The 17009-nt window shown below is 74.8% G+C and carries 12 protein-coding genes; 4 read left to right on the top strand and 8 right to left on the bottom strand.

The window, feature by feature from the left end; all coding sequences use genetic code 11:
- Positions 1-167 precede the first annotated feature (167 nt).
- Both NBH00_RS10300 and NBH00_RS10295 read left to right on the top strand, forming a co-directional pair.
- Positions 168-680, top strand: a complete 513-nt coding sequence (locus NBH00_RS10300) for a ferritin-like domain-containing protein (protein ID WP_254573249.1) — start codon at positions 168-170, stop codon at positions 678-680.
- A gap of 30 nt (positions 681-710) precedes the next feature.
- On the top strand, positions 711-1685 hold the full coding sequence (locus NBH00_RS10295; protein WP_254573248.1) for a YihY/virulence factor BrkB family protein: 975 nt from the start codon (positions 711-713) through the stop codon (positions 1683-1685).
- Here the strand turns inward: NBH00_RS10295 and NBH00_RS10290 are convergent.
- Genes NBH00_RS10290 through NBH00_RS10270 form a run of 5 tightly spaced genes read right to left on the bottom strand, consistent with a single transcriptional unit; the run spans position 1609 to position 12739 of the window.
- Positions 1609-5346, bottom strand: a complete 3738-nt coding sequence (locus NBH00_RS10290; protein WP_254573247.1) for a UvrD-helicase domain-containing protein — start codon at positions 5344-5346, stop codon at positions 1609-1611. The genes NBH00_RS10295 and NBH00_RS10290 overlap by 77 nt on opposite strands.
- Positions 5343-8300: a PD-(D/E)XK nuclease family protein gene (locus NBH00_RS10285; protein ID WP_254573246.1), complete on the bottom strand. Its 2958-nt coding sequence runs from the start codon at positions 8298-8300 to the stop codon at positions 5343-5345. Before NBH00_RS10285 ends, NBH00_RS10290 begins: the two co-directional genes overlap by 4 nt.
- 57 nt (positions 8301-8357) lie before the next feature.
- The gene (locus tag NBH00_RS10280; protein ID WP_254573245.1) at positions 8358-9233 is read right to left on the bottom strand and encodes a hypothetical protein; all 876 of its coding nucleotides are present in this window, start codon (positions 9231-9233) and stop codon (positions 8358-8360) included.
- Positions 9230-11539 carry a type IA DNA topoisomerase gene (locus NBH00_RS10275; RefSeq protein WP_254573244.1) on the bottom strand — a complete coding sequence of 770 codons (2310 nt, stop codon included), beginning with the start codon at positions 11537-11539 and terminating at the stop codon, positions 9230-9232. The genes NBH00_RS10280 and NBH00_RS10275 overlap by 4 nt, the downstream gene beginning before the upstream one ends.
- Before the next feature lie 45 nt (positions 11540-11584).
- Positions 11585-12739, bottom strand: a complete 1155-nt coding sequence (locus NBH00_RS10270; RefSeq protein ID WP_254573243.1) for a MarP family serine protease — start codon at positions 12737-12739, stop codon at positions 11585-11587.
- A 262-nt stretch (positions 12740-13001) separates the two neighbouring features.
- Between NBH00_RS10270 and NBH00_RS10265 the strand changes: the two genes are divergently transcribed.
- Positions 13002-14669: a penicillin-binding transpeptidase domain-containing protein gene (locus NBH00_RS10265; protein ID WP_254573242.1), complete on the top strand. Its 1668-nt coding sequence runs from the start codon at positions 13002-13004 to the stop codon at positions 14667-14669.
- 60 nt (positions 14670-14729) lie between these two features.
- Here the strand turns inward: NBH00_RS10265 and NBH00_RS10260 are convergent, their stop codons facing one another.
- From NBH00_RS10260 to NBH00_RS10250, 3 genes are read right to left on the bottom strand one after another with little or no spacing between them, the layout of a single operon-like run.
- The gene (locus tag NBH00_RS10260) at positions 14730-15281 is read right to left on the bottom strand and encodes a hypothetical protein (protein ID WP_254573241.1); all 552 of its coding nucleotides are present in this window, start codon (positions 15279-15281) and stop codon (positions 14730-14732) included.
- Positions 15282-15298: 17 nt separating this feature from the next.
- Positions 15299-15817: an SRPBCC family protein gene (locus tag NBH00_RS10255; protein ID WP_254573240.1), complete on the bottom strand. Its 519-nt coding sequence runs from the start codon at positions 15815-15817 to the stop codon at positions 15299-15301.
- Positions 15818-15870: 53 nt separating this feature from the next.
- Positions 15871-16146: a hypothetical protein gene (locus NBH00_RS10250; RefSeq protein WP_254573239.1), complete on the bottom strand. Its 276-nt coding sequence runs from the start codon at positions 16144-16146 to the stop codon at positions 15871-15873.
- A gap of 210 nt (positions 16147-16356) precedes the next feature.
- Here NBH00_RS10250 and NBH00_RS10245 point away from each other — a divergent pair, with 210 nt between their 5' ends.
- Positions 16357-16935, top strand: coding sequence for an FHA domain-containing protein (locus NBH00_RS10245; RefSeq protein ID WP_254573238.1), 579 nt, complete (start codon positions 16357-16359; stop codon positions 16933-16935).
- Positions 16936-17009: the final 74 nt, after the last annotated feature.

Here is a 17009-nt window from a genome sequence, read left to right as displayed (position 1 = left end):
TCGATTCTTCCCGATCGGCGGGCGAACGCAACCCCGTGGGCGGCGGATTTCAGTTCGTCCGGTCCGGCGCGTAGGGCGGCGCAAGCCGTGGTTATCGCGCGAACCGGTCGGGTACAGCCTGAGGGGCAGCACCTGAACTTGCACCCCCGACACGGAGGACGACACACATGGCCGCCACCCGCAGCGCCGCGCAGGGCATTCTCGCCGACGACCGGTCCGAGGCCCGCGAGCACATCCTGGAGCTCCTGAAGAAGGCGTACTGGATGGAGATCGAGACCGTGATGAGCTACATCGCGAACTCGATCAACCCGGACGGCGTCCGCGCCCAGGAGATCATCGAGTCGCTCAAGACCGACATCCAGGAGGAGCTCGGCCACGCGATGCAGTTCGCGAACCGCATCAAGGAGCTGTACGGCGTCGTGCCCGGCTCACAGGAGTTCACGGCGGAGCAGTCCTTCCTGCAGCCGCCCGCCGAGCAGACCGACATCGTGCACGTCATCAAGGGCGTCATCGAGGCCGAGACCGGCGCGATCGAGCACTACAACCGCATCATCGAGGAGACCGAGGGCGTGGACCCGGTCACGAACGACATGGTCATCGCGATCCTCCGCGACGAGGAGGGCCACCGCCGCCTCTTCGAGGGCTACCTCCGCGAGTACGAGGCCGAGGGCCTCGCCTAACCGGCCCCGCGGCCGGTTCGCCACCCGGGCATGGACACCGAAGCCCAGCCCCAGGACATCGTGCCGGGCCGGCCGTCACAGCCCCGCATCGCGTGGCTCGCGGTCAAGCGGTACCTCGACCACGGGATGACCGACAACGCGGCGTCGCTGACGTACTTCGCGATGCTGTCGCTCTTCCCGGCGCTCCTCATGACGGTGTCGCTGCTGTCCCTGCTCGGCAGCCCCCAGCTGCCGGGCCACGCGGCGAACTACCTCGCCGACCACGGCGCCGCGCCGAACACCGTCAACTCGGTCCGCGACGTCCTCGACAAGATGGTCAAGACGTCCTCCGGGCAGTCGCTCGTCACGTTCTTCGTGGCGATCGCGCTCGCGCTCAACGGCGCCTCGGGCGCGTACGCGGCGGCCGGCCGCGCGCTGAACAAGGTCAACGGCGTCGACGAGGACCGCTCGTTCCTGCGCCGCAAGGTGACCGACCTCGCCGCGACGCTCGTCGTGCTCGTCCTGCTCGTCCTCGTCCTCGTCGCGCTGTTCCTCGGCGGCGGCATCGCGGACGACCTCCTCGGGAAGATCGGCCTCGGGTCGACCGGCGCGTTCGTCTGGTCCGTCGCCCGCTGGCCGGCGGCGTTCCTGCTCGCGCTCCTCGCGTACGGCGTCGTGTACGCCTACGCGCCGGACGTCGAGCCGCGCCGGCTGCGCTGGATCAGCCCCGGGGCGGTCGTCGCCGTCGTCGTCTGGCTCCTCGGCTCCGCGGGCTTCGGCCTCTTCCTCAAGGCGTCGCCGGGCTACGGCGCCGCGTACGGCGCGTTCACGGCGGCGATCCTCCTGCTCCTCTGGCTGTACATCACGACGAACGCCTTCCTCTACGGCGCCGAGCTCAACGAGATGATCCGCCGGATCGACCTGACGGCGGACGGCGGCCCGCCGTTCGTCACCCCGCCGCCGGAGCCGGCCGCAGGGTCATCGCCTCCGGCCACGAGCACATCGCTCCGCGTCCCGGACAGCTGAGGCAGAGGTCGCGGTGCGGGTGCGCCGCGACCGGGAACCTCCCGGCCAGCAGCGGCGCCGCCTCGGCCAGAAGCTCGTCCGTGAGCACGACCGGGTCCGTGTACGTCGCGAGGACCGGCGCCTCGGGCTGCTCGAGGAAGACGTAGGCGACCTCCACGCGCGGCGCGCCGCCGCGGAAGGCGGCGAGCGCGTAGATCCGGCGCTGCGTCGCGTACGTGTGGGCGACGACGTGCTCGACGTCAGCCGCCGCGTAGCCGGTCTTGTAGTCGACGACGAGCCAGGTGCCGTCCTCGAGCACGGCCACGAGGTCGATGAAGCCACCCACGAGCGGGCTCGCCGGGTCGCGGTCGTCGAGCGCGAAGGCGAACGGCTCCTCGCGGCGGACGCGCACCGCCCCGGCGACGCGGGCCGCGGTGCCCGTCGCCCCGAAGGCGCGCACGAGGCGCAGCAGGTCCTCGACGTCCGCGCCCGAGACCTCCGCGCCGGCGTCGAGCGCGGCCTCGCGGACGTCGTCGGGGGTCACGGCGCCCGGGTCGTCGACCTCGAGCAGCGCGTGGGCGATCGTCCCGCGGACGAGCGGGTCCAGCGCGACCGGGGCCGTCGCGGCATCGGTCGCCTCGGCCGCGAGCTCGGCCGGCGGCTCCTGGTCGGGGAGACCGAGGACGCGGCGCAGGTAGTAGCGGTACCCGCAGTCGGCGTGGTCGCGCAGCGACGTGGCGCTGAGGGTCGCCGGGGGTGGCGCGGCGGCCGGGGCCCCGGCGACGGCGGCGAGCGGCGCCGCGGGCGCGGGGACGCCGGCGCGGGCCGTGCGGCGACGGCGCGGCGCCGGCGCGGTCGGAGCGGTCTCCCCCACCGCGAAGGTGAGCTGCTGCTCGTCGGCGGCGGGCGCGGGTGCGGGCGCAGCGGGGGACGCCGCCGGCGGGGTCGACGGAACGGGCGGTGCGGGAGGGACCGGCGGCGGCGCGGGCGCGGGCGCGGGCGCGGCCGGCGGCGACGGCGCGTCGCCCGCCGCGCCCCCCTCCGGCGCGACGAGGCGGGCGGTGACGGTCAGCCGGTCGGGGCCGGCGTGCCGGTCGACGACGAGCTCCGGAGCCTCCGGCGTGAGGCGGTACGGCAGCTGCTCGTCGACGCAGGCGCCGACCCAGCCGAGCGGAGGCCCGCCGGCGCGCTCCTTCGGCAGGTCCTTCCCGAGCGTCACCGCGCCGCTGATGATGAGGCGCTCCTCGGCCCGCGTGAAGGCGACGTGCATGATCCGCCGCTCCTCCTGGACCTGGGCCTCGAGGACCTCCGCCTTGAGCGCCGCGTAGTCGAGCGCGTCGGCGTTCGGGGCGTGCAGGCGGCGCAGGCGCAGCCCGACCCGGGGTCCGTCGACGAGGATGTCCGCCGCCCCCGCCTGGCCCGGCCGGCCGAGGCCCGCGACGACGACGACGCCGAACTCGAGTCCCTTCGCCGCGTGGATCGTCATGAGCTGGACGGCGTCGAGGTCGCCGAGCTCGACGGGCGCCTCCGGTTCGCGGGCCTGCGCGGCGACCTCGGCCGCGACGTGGTCGATGAAGGCACGCGCATCACGGCCCGCGCGCGCCTCGAAGTCGGCGGCGAGCCGCTCGAGCTTGTGGATGTTCGCGAGGCGCCGCCGCCCGCCGCTGAGGCGCAGGACGTGCAGGTCGTACCCGGTGCGGGCGACGACCCGGGTGATGAGGCGGTCGAGGGCGAGCAGCGGCGCCTGCGCCCGCTCGGCGGCGAACCACTCGAGGAAGGCGGTCGCCGCGGCGTGGTCGCGCGGGCCGAGCCCGGCCGTCGCGAGGCCGTGGGTGAGCGTCGCCCACAGGCCCCGGCCGTGCCCGCGCGAGGTCTGGGCCAGGGCGGCGAGCCCATCGCTGCTCAGCCCGACGAGCGGGGAGGCGAGGACGCCGAGGAGCGCCGGCTCGTCCAGCGGGTTCGCGAGCGCGGCGAGGTACGACGTGAGGTCCTGCACCTGCTGGCGCAGCCAGTAGCCGCGGCCGCCGCTGGCGAGCGTCGCGAGGCCCTCGAGCTCGAGCGCCCGCTCGTAGACGTGCAGGTCGCCGGCCGCGCGGACGAGCAGCGCGACGTCCCCCGCGCCGCACTCCCCCGCGGCGACGAGCGCGGCGACGCGCGCCGCGACCGCGCGCGCCTCGGCGAGCAGCGTGAGGTTCCGCGCCTGCGGCATGCCCGCCTGCAGCGCGGCCGCGGCCTCGGGCGCGAGGCGGGCCTCGTCGTCGTGCCCGTCGTCCACGAGCAGCAGCTCGACCCGCGACGGGCCGGCGCCGGCGTCCTCCTCCCCCGCGTCCGCCCGCCCGGGCACGAGCGGGACGTAGTCCTCATGCAGGGCGCCGAACGCGGCGTTGATCGTCTCCAGCAGCGGCGGCGCCGAGCGCCAGTTCGTCGCGAGCGTCGGGGCCGCGCCGATCTCCGCGTGCTCACGCCGCCGCCGCCGGAAGACGCCGACGTCGGCGTGGCGGAAGCCGTAGATCGACTGCAGCGCGTCGCCGACGAGGAAGACGTTGCCCGCGTCGAGCTGCTCGAGGAGCTCGAGCTGCAGCGGGTTCGTGTCCTGGAACTCGTCGACCATGATCCGCGCGAAGCGCTCGCGGTAGGCGGCGGCGACGGCCGGCGCACCGGTGAGCAGGTCCTTCGTGAGGAGCTCGAGGTCGTCGTAGTCGACGGCGGAGCGGGCACGCTTGGCCTTCGCGTACGCGCCGGCGTAGAGGCCGAGCAGCCGGTCCAGGTGGCCGAGCGCGGCGACGGCCTCGGCGTCGACCCGTGCCTGCAGGCAGGCGTCGATCGCCGCGGCCAGCGCGGCTGCGGCGTCGGTCTTCAGCTCGGCCGCCTGGCGCTTGAGCCTCACCCCGGCGAGGTGCGCGGCCAGCGGCCCGCCGGTGAGGGTCGCGAGCGCCTCGCCGAGCCCCTCGAGGACGAGGTGCGCCGCGTCGAGGGTCTTCAGCCCGGTGCGCCACGTCGCGCGCTCGGCGTTCAGCGCGGCGAGCGCGGCGCGGACGTCCGCCAGGAGCGCGGCCTCGTCGGGCACGGGCGGCGCGGGCGGCAGCGAGGGGACGGTGTGCCCGGTCGAGCGCAGCTCGTCGTGGACGGACGCGATCGCCTCGTGCAGGCGGTCGACGCCCCACGTCGCGACGAGGTCGAGCTCCGGCCCGGCGCCCCCGGCGGGGAGGAACGCGGCGAGCGCGGTCGTGAACGCCTCGCTGCGGGCCTGCCGCGCGACCGCCTCGTCGAGGACGACGAAGGCCGGGTCGAGCCCCGCGGTGACCGCGTGGGCGCGGAGGATCCGCGCGCAGAACCCGTGGATCGTCGAGATCCACGCGCCGTCCATGTCGCGCGCCCCGTCACGGGCGCCCAGCTCGAGGAAGCGCCGCCGGATGCGGGCGCGCAGCTCGCCGGCCGCCTTCTCGGTGAAGGTGATCGCGAGGAGCGTCGCGGGCGGGTGGCCGTCCTCCACGACGCTGCGGACGAAGCGCTCGGCGAGGACCGCGGTCTTGCCCGAGCCCGCGTTCGCCGCGAGGAGCATCGGGCCGTCGCGGCCGGTCACCGCGACGGCCTGCTCGGCGGTGAAGGCGAGCCCGCGGGCTCCGAGCGGGCGCCCGCCGGAGTCGTAGAGCGCCGGGGTGGTGGCGGACGTGGTGCTCATTCGCAACGGCAGATCGAGGGATAGGAGCAGCCGCCGTCGCGCCAGCCGCACGTCGCCGGGCGCGGCTGCAGGCGCCCGGCGCGCAGCTCGCCGATCGCGGCGACGGCGGTCCGCCGCGCGGTGTCGAGCGCCTGCGCGAACTCGGCGTCGTCGGCACGGTCGGCGGGGACGAGCGTGAGGCCCGGGTCGGCGTGCTCGCGGACGAGGCCGCGCGGCCGCGGATCCTCCCCCGCGAGCGGCTGGTAGAGCCCGCCGTCGACGTCGACCCCGAGCAGCTGCGGCAGCGCGAGGAGGTAGAGCGGCAGCTGGAGCTTGCCGTCCGCCTCCCAGCGCGCGCGGGCCGTCGCACTCGCGCCCTTGTAGTCGTAGACGAGCGCGCGGCCGGTCCCCGGCTCGACGTCGACGCGGTCGACCCGCCCCTGGAGCGAGAGCTCGTCGGTGAGCGGGACGGCGGGCAGCGCGTCGCCGGGCCCGCCGAACGTCAGCTCGAAGGCGCTCGGCGCGTAGGCGGAGCCCGCGTGGGCGGCGTACTCGAGGTAGCGCAGGATGTCGGCCTCGAGGCGGTGCAGCGCGGCGGCGAGCCGCTGCGGGTCGGGCGAGATGCGGTGGTCGCCCGCGTGCTCGCGCAGCGCGGCCATGGCGAGCTCACGGGCCCGCGGCAGGTGGGCGGGCGTCAGCGGCCCGGCGGCCGCGTCCCCCTCCCCCTCCCCCTCCTGCAGCGCCCGCAGCGCCTGCTCGAGGACCTTGTGCGCGAGCTCGCCGCGGACGAGCGGCTCGGGGTCCGGGACGAGCGCGTCGGGCCGGACGTAGCGCTCGACGAACCAGCGGACCGGGCAGGCGAGCCACGCCTCCAGGGCGCTCGCCGACCACGTGCGCCGCTCGGCCAGCGCCTGGAGGACCGCGGGCGCGGCGAGCGGGCCGAGCGGCTCGCCCGGGAGCGGCGCGCGGACACCGTCCGCCTCGGCCGCACCGAGCGCCTCGGCGTGCGCGGTCGGCGCCCGTCCCGTGAAGCCCGCCGCGCCGAGCGCCCGCCGCTGCACCCGCTCCCCGACGGCCGGGCCGAAGAGGTCGAGGACGTCGTCGACGAGCAGCGAGCGGACGGCCGGACGGCCGTCGTCGGTCCCGTCGTGCCAGCTCAGCGCGAGCAGGTCGGTCGGGCGGGAGACCGCCGCGTAGAAGAGGTAGCGCTCGGCGCCGAGCGTGTCCTCGCGGAGCGCGAGCCGGAGGCCCGCGGCCGCGTTGATCGCGCGCCGCTCGGCGTCCCCGAGGAACGCCTCCGGCCGGCCCGGCGCCGGGAAGACGCCCTCCTGCAGCCCGCAGACGAAGAGCGCGCGCACCCGCCGCGCGCGGACGGCGAGCGGGTCGGCGACGGTCACCGCGCCACCGGCCGCGGCCGCGCCGGAGTCCGCGTCGACGTCGACCTCGAGGCCGGCGAGGAGCGCCAGGAGCTCCGCGGTCGACGGCACGAGCTGCGGGTCGGCGTCGGCGAGCGCGCCGAGCTCCGCGAGCGCGCCGCGGAGCTGCTGGGCGACGCGCGCCTCGTGGCGCTGCGCATCGCCCAGGACGGCCGCCGTCGCCTGGTGCGGCCGGGTGAAGAGGCGCATCGCGTCGGCGGCGAGCCGCTCGCAGAGGGCGCGCGGGCCGCGGCGCTGGGCGTCGCGCAGCCGGTCGAGCTCGACGAGCTTCCACGGCCCCTCCTCCCAGCGGGCCCGCGCCTGGACCGCCGTGCTCATCCCGGCCCGCCGCACGTCCGCCTCGAGCCGGTCCACGCGGGCGGTGTCGCGGACGAAGCCCGGGGTGCGCAGCCAGGTGAGCAGGTCGTCCGCGCTCCCGTCCAGCAGCGCGCAGCGGGCCATCGCGAGCAGCCCGCGCCCGAGCGCCGTGTGGCCGAGCGGCAGCCGGCGCCGCAGCACGAACGGGATGTCGTAGCCCGCCAGGACGCGCTCGACGAGCGCCGCATGCGCGTCGGGCCGCCGCAGGACGATCGCGATCTCGGCGGCGGGCGTCCCCTCCGCGATGAGCCGGGCGACGTGGGCCGCCACGAGCTCGAGCTCGGCGCGCTCGCCCCCGCCCCGCAGCAGCAGCAGCGCGTCGCCCGCGTCCTCCAGGCGTGGCGCGTCCGTCTCGAGCACCGTGCGCTCGATGTGGTGCAGGACGGCGCGGGAGTCCTCGGCGTAGTGGGCGTCGCCGGCCGGGAGCACGTGCTCGACGGCCCCGAGCGCCATGAGGTCCTGGTACGTCGAGGCGCGCCCCGCGAACGCCGCGCGCCCGGCCTCGAAGGGCAGCGACACCATGACCTCGGCGCCGCAGTGGACGGCCAGCGTCTCGACGGCGTCGACCTGGAGGACGTCGAGGTCGTCGAAGCCGTAGAGGAACACCGGCCGCCCCGGCCAGCGGCCCGGCTCCTGGCGCAGGGCGTCGTGGACGGCGACCGTCTGCTGCGGCTCGTCCCGGCGCCCGACCGCCTCGAGCGTCCGGTGGTAGGACGCGTGGAGCGCCGCGAGGTCCTCCGCGTAGTCGGTCCGCGCCGGGTCGGCGGCCGCCCACGCCCGCATCGCCGCGTACCAGCGCGCCGCGCCGATCCGCCGCTCGCCGAGCTCGTCGAAGAGCCGCAGGAGCGTCGCGACGAAGCCGGGGGTCGCCGCGCTCGCGGCGAGGACGCGCAGCGTCGTGCGCTGGACCGCGAGGGCCGCGACGCGCTCGCGCGAGAGGCCGCGGACCGGCCGGCCCCGCACGCCGGCGACCTTCGCGAGCTCCCGCGAGAGCCCCGACCATGTGCGCACGTCGGCGCCGAAGACGAGGCCGCGGGCCGCGAGCTCGCGGCGGTACACGAGGACGTCCGCCCCGGTCGGGACGACGAGCAGCGGTTCACGCGGGGCGGCGGCCTGCAGGGCGTCGAGGACGACGCGGGCCTTCTCGGCGTTCGCAGGGCCGGTGACGAGGGTCAGCGACACGGCCGACCATCGTGACAAGCGCCCCGGTCGGTCCCGCGGGGCGCGGTCAGGACGCGGTCAGCGGTAGCGGTGCGTGTGCAGGAAGCTGAGCAGCGAGCGGCCGAACCCCGGCGCCACGAGCCGGCGGGCGCGAACCCGCGCGAGCTCCGCGCGGCCCACCCTCCCGCGGCCGAGCAGGTACTCGTCGGCGACGTAGGCGGCGATCGGGCCCTGGATCTCGTAGGTGCCGTCGGCGCTCGGCCGAGCCTCGCGGATCGCCTTCAGAAGCGCCTTCGCCTGCGTCCGGACCGGTGCGGGGTAGCTCCGGGTGACGTTCTTGACCGCCGGCAGCCCGTTCCTCCCGACGGCGTAGCGGACGATCTTCGGCGGGAAGACGGAGGCCGCGTAGGACGAGAACGCGTAGGCGAAGGCGTCGTCGCCGCCGACGAGCTCCTGGCGCCCGTCGTGCCCGAGGTCCTTCAGGACGTAGCCGGCGTTGCCCCACGGGACGCTGAGCGGCCTGCTGTAGCCGCCGTTCCCCAGGTACCGGTAGATGCGCGTGGTCTGGCAGCAGTGCGCGCCGCCGGAGAGCGTCTCGAAGAGGACCTCCGGCTCGTGGTCGGAGTCGAGGTCGGCGACGGTGAGCAGCGAGAAGGAGCCCCGGTCCTCCGCGCCGTCGGGGAAGAGCTCGCAGCCCCGGCAGACCGTGCCGAGGTCGAAGTTGTCCACGAGCGTCCCGCCGCGGGAGATCGCGAGCCGCGGACTCGTCCCGGCGAACTCGCCCGCCTGCCAGCTCAGCGTCGCGGTGACGGTGCCCGACGTGCGGGTGACCGACCCGGCGGGCACCTCCGCGCGGGCCGCCGGGGCGACGAGCCCGAGGGCGCCGGCCAGGGCGGCAGCGCCCAGGGCGACCTGCGTCACCGTCCGGCGCAGCCTGCCGCCGGGGGCGCTCACGCCGCCTCGGTGTCGCCGTCGGACTCCTTCGCCACCGCGGCGATCGCCTGCTTGGCGACGTCGGTGGCCGTGACGGCGCCGGCGGGCGGGGTCGTCTCGTCCTCGCCCTCCGGGGGCTTCGCGCCCTCCTTCGCCCAGGCCTCGTCGAACTCCACGCGCCAGCGTCCCTCCTCGTTCTGCATGAGCGCGAGCTTCGCGCGGAACGAGCGGCCGCTGCGGCCCTTGAAGCCGGTGACCTGCTTGGCCGTGACGCCGGTCTGGATGAGCTCGCGGGCGATCGCGGGCGGCAGCTGCTTGCCGGCCTTGCCCTTCCAGATGACGAAGCCGCAGCCCGGGTCCTCGCGCGACCAGCACGAGTAGCCCTTGCGGTTCTCGACGATGTCGTGCCCACAGACCGGGCACGGGCCGAGGTTCGCCCGCGGGATGCGGACGTCCTTGAGCGTCGTGTCGAGGACGCCGACGGTCTCCCCCGCGAACTTCGCGATGTCCTCCATGAACTTCTTGCGGGTCTCGGTGCCGCCCTCGATGGCGGCGAGCCGCTGCTCCCAGTCGCCGGTGAGCGACGGCGAGGTGAGCGGATGGTTGTCGAGCAGCCGGATGACGTTCAGGCCCTTCTCGGTGGCGACGAGCGCACGGCCGTCCCGCTCGACGTAGCCGACGTCGATGAGCCGCTCGATGATCGCCGCCCGGGTGGCAGGCGTGCCGATGCCGGTCTCGGTCATCGCGTCGCGGAGCGCCTCGTCGTCGACGAGCTTGCCCGCGCCCTCCATCGCGCCGAGCAGCGACGCGTCGGTGTAGCGCCGCGGCGGCTTCGTCTCCTTCTCGGCCGCCTCGACGTCCTTCGTGTCGACCTCCTCGCCCTGCTCGAGCTTCGGGAGCGACTGGTCGCGGCCCTCGTCCTCCTCCGCCGAGGTCTTGTCGGCCTCGGGGATCTCGCCGTAGACACCGCGCCAGCCCGGCACGATGAGGACCTTGCCGCTCGTGCGGAAGAGGTGGTCGGCGACGGTCGTCTCGACCTTCGTGTTCTCGAAGACGGCCTCGGGGTGGAAGATCGCGAGGAACCGGCGCGTGACCATGTCGTAGATGCGCCGGTCGTCCGAGCTCATCTTCTCGAGCTTGTGCTCGGAGTTCGTCGGGATGATCGCGTGGTGGTCGCCGACCTTCTCGTTGTTCACGACCCGCTCGAGCGGCAGGAGGTCGAGCGACGAGACGTACGCGGCGGCGGCGGCGTACTCGTCGTGGTGGCCGACGTGGCCGACGATGTCCTTCAGCTCGGGGACCATGTCGGTCGTCAGATACTTCGAGTTCGTCCTCGGGTACGTCAGCGCCTTGTGCTCCTCGTAGCAGCGCTGCGCCGCGGCGAGGGTCCGGCGGGCGGAGAAGCCGAAGCGGGTGTTCGCGTCCCGCTGCAGCGACGTGAGGTCGTAGAGCAGCGGCGGGATCGTCTTCTGCTCGGTCTTCGTGAGCTTCGTGATCGTCCCGCGGCCGCCCCGCACGGCGTCGACGACGGCCTGCGCGGCCTCCGCGCTCGCGATCCGCGGCTTGTCGCTCCGCTTCGCGAGGTCCTGGTAGCGGCCCTCGTAGCGGCGTCCGTCGTCGGTCGCGAACTGCGCGTCGACGAGCCAGTACTTCTCGGGGACGAACGCCTTGATCTCCTCGTCGCGGCGGGCGATGATCGCGAGCGTCGGGGTCTGCACCCGGCCGAGCGACACGGCGCCGTCGAACGAGGAGCGCAGGCGGATCGTCGCCGCGCGGGTCGCGTTCATGCCGACGATCCAGTCGGCCTCCGAGCGTGAGCGCGCGGCCTGCTCGAGCTGCGCGGTCTCCTCGCCGTCGCGGAGGTTCGCGAGCGCCTCGCGCATCGCGTCGTTCGTCATCGAGGAGAGCCACAGGCGCTTGACGGGCTTCTTCGCCTTCGCCTGCTCGAAGAGGTAGGCGAAGATGAGCTCGCCCTCGCGGCCGGCGTCGCAGGCGTTGACGACGAGGTCGACGTCGTCGTCGCGCAGGAGCTTCTTCACGACGGCCATCTGCTTCTGCGAGCGCTCGTCGCGGACCACGAGCTTGAAGGTCTTCGGCACGATCGGCAGGTCCGCCATGCGCCACTTCTTGTACTTCTCGTCGTACTCGTCCGGGTCGGCGAGCTGGACGAGGTGGCCGACCGCCCAGGTGATGATGTGCTCGGGCCCCTCGAGCCAGCGCTCGGTCTTGTCCTGCGTGCCCGTGTGCTTCTGGAAGGGGCCGGGAAGGACGCGGGACAGGTCCTTGCCGACGGAGGGCTTCTCCGCGATCACGAGGGTCTTGGGCATTCGGGGCGGAGCGTAGCGCCTCGGCGGCCACGCCCTCGCAGCCGCCTACGGCGCGCAGGGGCCGGTCGACACGCGGCCCCCCAGCCCGGAGAGGTGCTTCCGCACCACCGCGTTGGGGACCCCGTAGCCCGTGTGGCGCCTGCCCCGGTCGCTCGCGGTGGCGAAGACCGTGGCGATGACGCGGCTGCGCGTGTCGACCACCGGGCCGCCCGAGTTGCCCGGACGGACGAGGGCGCGGAAGACGACGATCGACCGGCGCACGCCCGGGTTCCCGTAGGCGTCGGAGCTGATGACCGACCGCGTCGGGCCGAGCCGCGCGTCCCGCACGTCGTAGGGCCCGTTGCGCGGGAAGCCGAGGACCGCGCCGATGCGCCCGACCGGCGGGTCGTGGGCGAGCGTGAGCGCGGGCGCGGTCAGCCCGCCCACGCGGAGGACGGCGATGTCGTTCTTCGGGTCGAAGGCGACGGCCTTCGCGGGCAGGCGCGTGCCGCTGCCCTCCACCTGGACGCCGGTGTCGTCCTCGCCGGCGACGACGTGGGCGTTCGTCACGACGAGGCCGGGGCCCGCGACCCAGCCCGAGCCCTCGATGCCGAGGCCGCAGGCGGTCCCCGTCACGCGGACGACCGACCCGGCCACGCGGCGGATGTGCGGGTCGCGGCCGACGCCCCTCGGGGGCGCGGCGACCTGGGCGCTCGGGCCGTTCAGCGTCGGGAAGGGGTCGAAGCGCGCGATCGCGTTCAGGAGGCCGCCCGACGGCGGGAGGATGTCGTTGAGCCGCTGGAGGACCTTCGAGCGCTGGATGTCGGCCCGGTACTGGCGGGCGCCGGGCGTCTGCAGCGCGACGGCGCCGATGACCCAGCAGATCGCGAGGCCGAGCGCGGTGCTGAGCGCCGCGCCGAGGATGCCGTCGAAGAATGTCAGCGACGGGACGGCGGAGAGCCGGCGCCGCAGCCCGATGCCGAGGACCTCGAGCCCCGCGCTCAGCAGCCCGCCGACGAAGAGGGCGCCGAGGAGGCCGAAGAGCGGTGCGTACGGTGACGAGGAGCCGCCGTGCACGATCGCGGCGGCGAGCCGCGTGCCGGCGTAGGCCCCGGCCGCGAACCCGACGAGCGAGAGCGCGCCGACGATGAGCCCCTGGCGCCAGCCGACCGCGGCCATGAACACGCAGAAGACGAGGATGCCGATGTCGATCGTGGTCATGGTCCGGATACGAGGCTGCGCCCACCGAGCAGCCGTGGCGACCGCGGGGCGGCATCCGCCTCGCGGCAACATATACGTCTGCGCGCGCGTCGATACGGGCGGGCCGGGTACGCTGCGCCGCGGATTGTCTGGTAAGCCGCAAGGAAGCACGCGTTCGCCCGGACCCACGGGGAGGCCTCCTGCGCGCAGGCCCGCCGCGCCGACCCACGACGACGTCGTCCGCCGGCGCCGGCTCCTCGGCGGGGGCCTCGCGGCGCTCGCGGTGGCCGGCGGCATCCTGCTCCTGAGCACCGGCGGGCGCCCCGGCGAGCTGCGGGTCGCCGACGCCTACGCGAAGGCCTTCGCCCGGGAGGACGCGGCCGCGCTCTACCCGATGCTGTCGGACGACGCGAAGGCCCGGATCCCGTTCGCGCGCTTCGCCGCGCTCCACCGTGCCGCGCTCGCCACGGCGACCGTGACCCGGATCCTCACCGGCTCCCCGCACAGGGTCGACGACCGGCACGTCGACGTGCCGGTCACCGTCCGGACGCGGGTCTTCGGGACGATCCGCGCGACGCTCGCGCTGGCCTTCACCGGGGACGGGGACACCCCCGGCGTCGACTGGCGGCGCAACCTCGTCTTCCCCGGCATCCCGGCGGGCGCGACCCTCTCCCGGAGCGTCGAGCTGCCGCCCCGCGGCACGCTGCTCACGCGCGACGGCCAGGTGCTCGCCAAGGGCGACGCCCGCACCCCCGACCCCGCGGTGGCGGACATCGCGGTCGAGACCGTCGGCCAGCTCGGCCCGATCCCCGCCGACCGGCTCGCGGAGCTCACGGCGCTCGGGGTCCCCGCGGACGCGAAGGTCGGCATGTCCGGGCTCGAGCGGGCACTGGACACGAAGCTCATCGGGCGCCCGGGGGGCCGCCTGACCGCGGGCGCGCACCTCCTCGCGTCACGGCCGCCCCGGCCCCCGAAGGCGGTGCGCACGACGATCGCGCCGTCGGTCGAGCGGGCCGCGGTCGCCGGGCTCGCCGGCCGCCTCGGCGGCGTCGTCGCCCTCGACCCGCGCAGCGGCGAGCTGCTCGCCTTCGCCGGCGTCGCGTTCAGCGGCCTGCAGCCCCCCGGCTCGACGTTCAAGATGGTCACGGTCACCGGGGCGCTCCAGGACGGCATCGTGAAGGAGTCCGACACCTTCCCCGTGGAGACCGCCGCGACGCTCGAGGGGGTCCAGCTGCAGAACGCGAACGGCGAGTCCTGCGGCGGGTCGCTCGCCAACAGCTTCGCCGAGTCGTGCAACTCCGTCTTCGCCCCGCTCGGCGCGAAGCTCGGCGCGGAGAAGCTCGTCGCCACGGCCGAGCGCTTCGGGTTCAACCACCCGCCGAACATCGCCGGTGCCGCCACCTCGACGCTGCCCGCCCCGGACGCGATCGGCGACGACCTCGCCGTCGGCTCGACGGCCATCGGCCAGGGCGAGGTGCTCGCCACCCCGCTGCAGATGGCGACGGTCGCCGCGACGATCGGCCTCGGCGGCCGCAAGCCGCACCTGACCGTGTCGATCGACGAGCGCACCGACAACACGAAGCTCAAGCCCGTGGTCGACCCGTCCGCCGCCCGCACCACGGGCCGCCTCATGCTCGACGTCGTCCGCTACGGGACGGGCGCGGCCGCGGCGATCCCCGGCGTCCAGGTCGCGGGTAAGACCGGCACCGCGGAGCTCCAGTCCACCCAGCGGTGCACACCGGACCCCGCGAACCCCGAGAGCTGCCCCGACACGTCGGACGCGACGGACACCGACGCCTGGTTCGCGGCGTTCGCGCCCGGCGGGACGACGAAGCGCGGGGTGCGGACGCCGCGCATCGCGGTCGGCGTCCTGCTCGTCCGGGCGGGCGCGGGCGGCGACGTCGCCGCCCCGCTGGCCCGCGGCGTCATCCTCGCCGGGCTGAAGAAGTAGCGCCCATCGCGATCACGTCGCCGCGGCCGCGATGCTGCCAGTCGCCGGTGAGGGTCTCCCCTAGACGTCGATGCGGATGGAGCCCTTGTCGCCGTCGGGCGACGTGATCTCCATCTCGAGCGGACGGTTGTCGAGCGTCGCGTTCGTCACCTTGAAGAGGACGAGCTTGCCCTGCGTCGGGCCGTACGCGGCGGTCTCGTTGCTGTGCGGGAAGACGTCGCCCGGGCCGAGCGTCGTCTGCGCGTAGCCGACGAGGCTCGTCGTCTTGACGGGGAAGTACTCGTCGCCGACCGTGTCGGTGAGGGTGAAGTCGCTCGACGTCGCGAGCGTCTTGTGGGACGGGTTCTTCACGCGGATGAACACGCCGAACCAGACCTCGTCGGGCTTCAGGCCGGTCTGGACCGGCGGGATGCCGACGAGGTAGTCCTTGTCCTCGACGTCGGTGGGGTTCAGCTGGCGGCTGATCTGCACCTGGTACTCGAGCTTGCCGATGGTCACGTACGTGCCCTCGGACTCGGCGGTCTTCTGCGGGCCGTCCTTGCCGCACGCGGACAGGCCGCCGGTGACGGCCAGGGAGGCGATGATGGGCAGGGCCAGGCGACGGAGCTTCATGACGGCGGGAACCTTATCTAGCGGAGCGGTGTGCCGGTCGCCGGCTTGCGGGCGCCGCCCGCGATGCTGGCGCGCGTGCCACGGTCGTGGTCGTCCTCGAGGATGCTCGAGACGCGGCGGAGGGCCTTGCCGAGCCGGCGCTTGTAGTAGCCGCGGCGATCGAAGAGCCGGTCGGACGGGTACTTGCCCTCGGTCTCGAACGTCACGGTGACGCGGCTGCCGTTCGAGCCCGACGGTTCGACCTCGTAGACGGTGAGCGTGCGGATCCGGTTGAACTTGCCACCGCGGCCGGCGAGCACGAGCCGGCGCGGCGCGTCGCACTCGATGACGGTCTGGTCGACCCACGGAAAGCGGTTGCCGCGCATCTTGATCGCGTACCGGACGCCGGCGCCGAGGCCGTACGTGTCCTCTCGCGTGAGGTGCCACTCCGAGGTGAAGTGATCGAGGAACTCCGGGTGGTTCGCGACGTCGGCGAGGTAGTCGAAGACCTCGGACGGGGTGCGCGACACGTGGGCGGACTGCGTGACGGGATCCATCGCGGCGGAAGTCTACCCGCGAGGGGCCGCCGCGGCGGTCGCGGGCGCGGCGCTCAGGCGACGACCGGGCGCGCCCGCACCCGGACGCTCTGACCGCGCTCGCTGTGGCGCACCAGATCGGTCGTGACCGGGTCCTCGGAGCGGCGCGGACGGCACAGCGCGCAGACGGTCTCACCGCGCGGGTAGCGGTGGACGCGCTCCCCGATGAGCGGGGTGCGGCCGCAGTCCGCGCACGCGTGCCGGCAGGCCGTGAGCTCCCCGACGCTCTGACGCAGGAGCTGGCGCTCGAGGTCGCGTTCGTCGAGGCTGCCGAAGAGCGGGCGGAGCATGTGCGGGGAGTTCGCCACGGTGCTCCGCCATCCTGCCTGTCGGGGTGGACGCAATGTCGTTTGCGCAAATCGGCGGTGGGGTAGATGATCGGCCGGGTCATCCCGACGACAACGGCCGCCGCCTTTTACCCGGCGCTTACGGCCGGGGGCGATCCTCACTGAACTGCGGTCGGCTGCACGGTCCCCCGGTCGTGCGAGAGGAGACGGTCAATGGATTCACTGACGTCGGGCACGATGGCGGGCACCGGCTCGTTCCGGTGCGAGAACTGCGGGTACGTGGTCACGCTGGCCGCCACCGAACAGCTCGGGGCCTGCCCCAGCTGCGGCGAGAACAACTACGCGAGGGCCTCGCTCTTCGCCGCCGGCCGCTTCCAGCGCCGTTCCGCGGCCGGGCTGTCCGAGCGCGACGACCTCATCGTCCGCGCGCGGCTGCTCCTCCACGCCGAGATCGACGCCCATGTCGCGTTCCTCGACGGTGAGGAGCTGCGGGTCGTCCCGCTCGCGGCCGAGACGACGCGCATCGGCCGGACCCTCTCGGCCGACATCCGCTTCGAGAACCCGACGGTCTCCCGCCGTCACGCGCTGCTCGTGAAGCGGGAGGACGGCCTGCACGTCCTCGACGACCAGTCGCTCAACGGCGTGTTCGTCGACGGCGAGCGCATCGCCGACCGGCTCATCGGCGACGGCGACGAGCTCGTCATCGGCCGCCACCGGCTCATCGTGCTCCTCCGCGAGGCCGCGGGCTCCGGCACCGCCGAGACCGGTCTCACGGGCAGCTCCGCCGCCTGATCGTCCCGGGAGCGGACGGGCACCGCGCCCGTCCGTCCCCCTCCCCCCGACCGGGTGCTCCCGCGGGCCCCGCG

It is taken from the genome of Paraconexibacter antarcticus (assembly GCF_024220175.1).
Classification (GTDB): Bacteria; Actinomycetota; Thermoleophilia; order Solirubrobacterales; family Solirubrobacteraceae; genus Paraconexibacter; species Paraconexibacter antarcticus.
The sequence above is the reverse complement of the archived record's forward strand: the minus strand, read 5'-3'. Positions and strand labels throughout refer to the sequence as shown.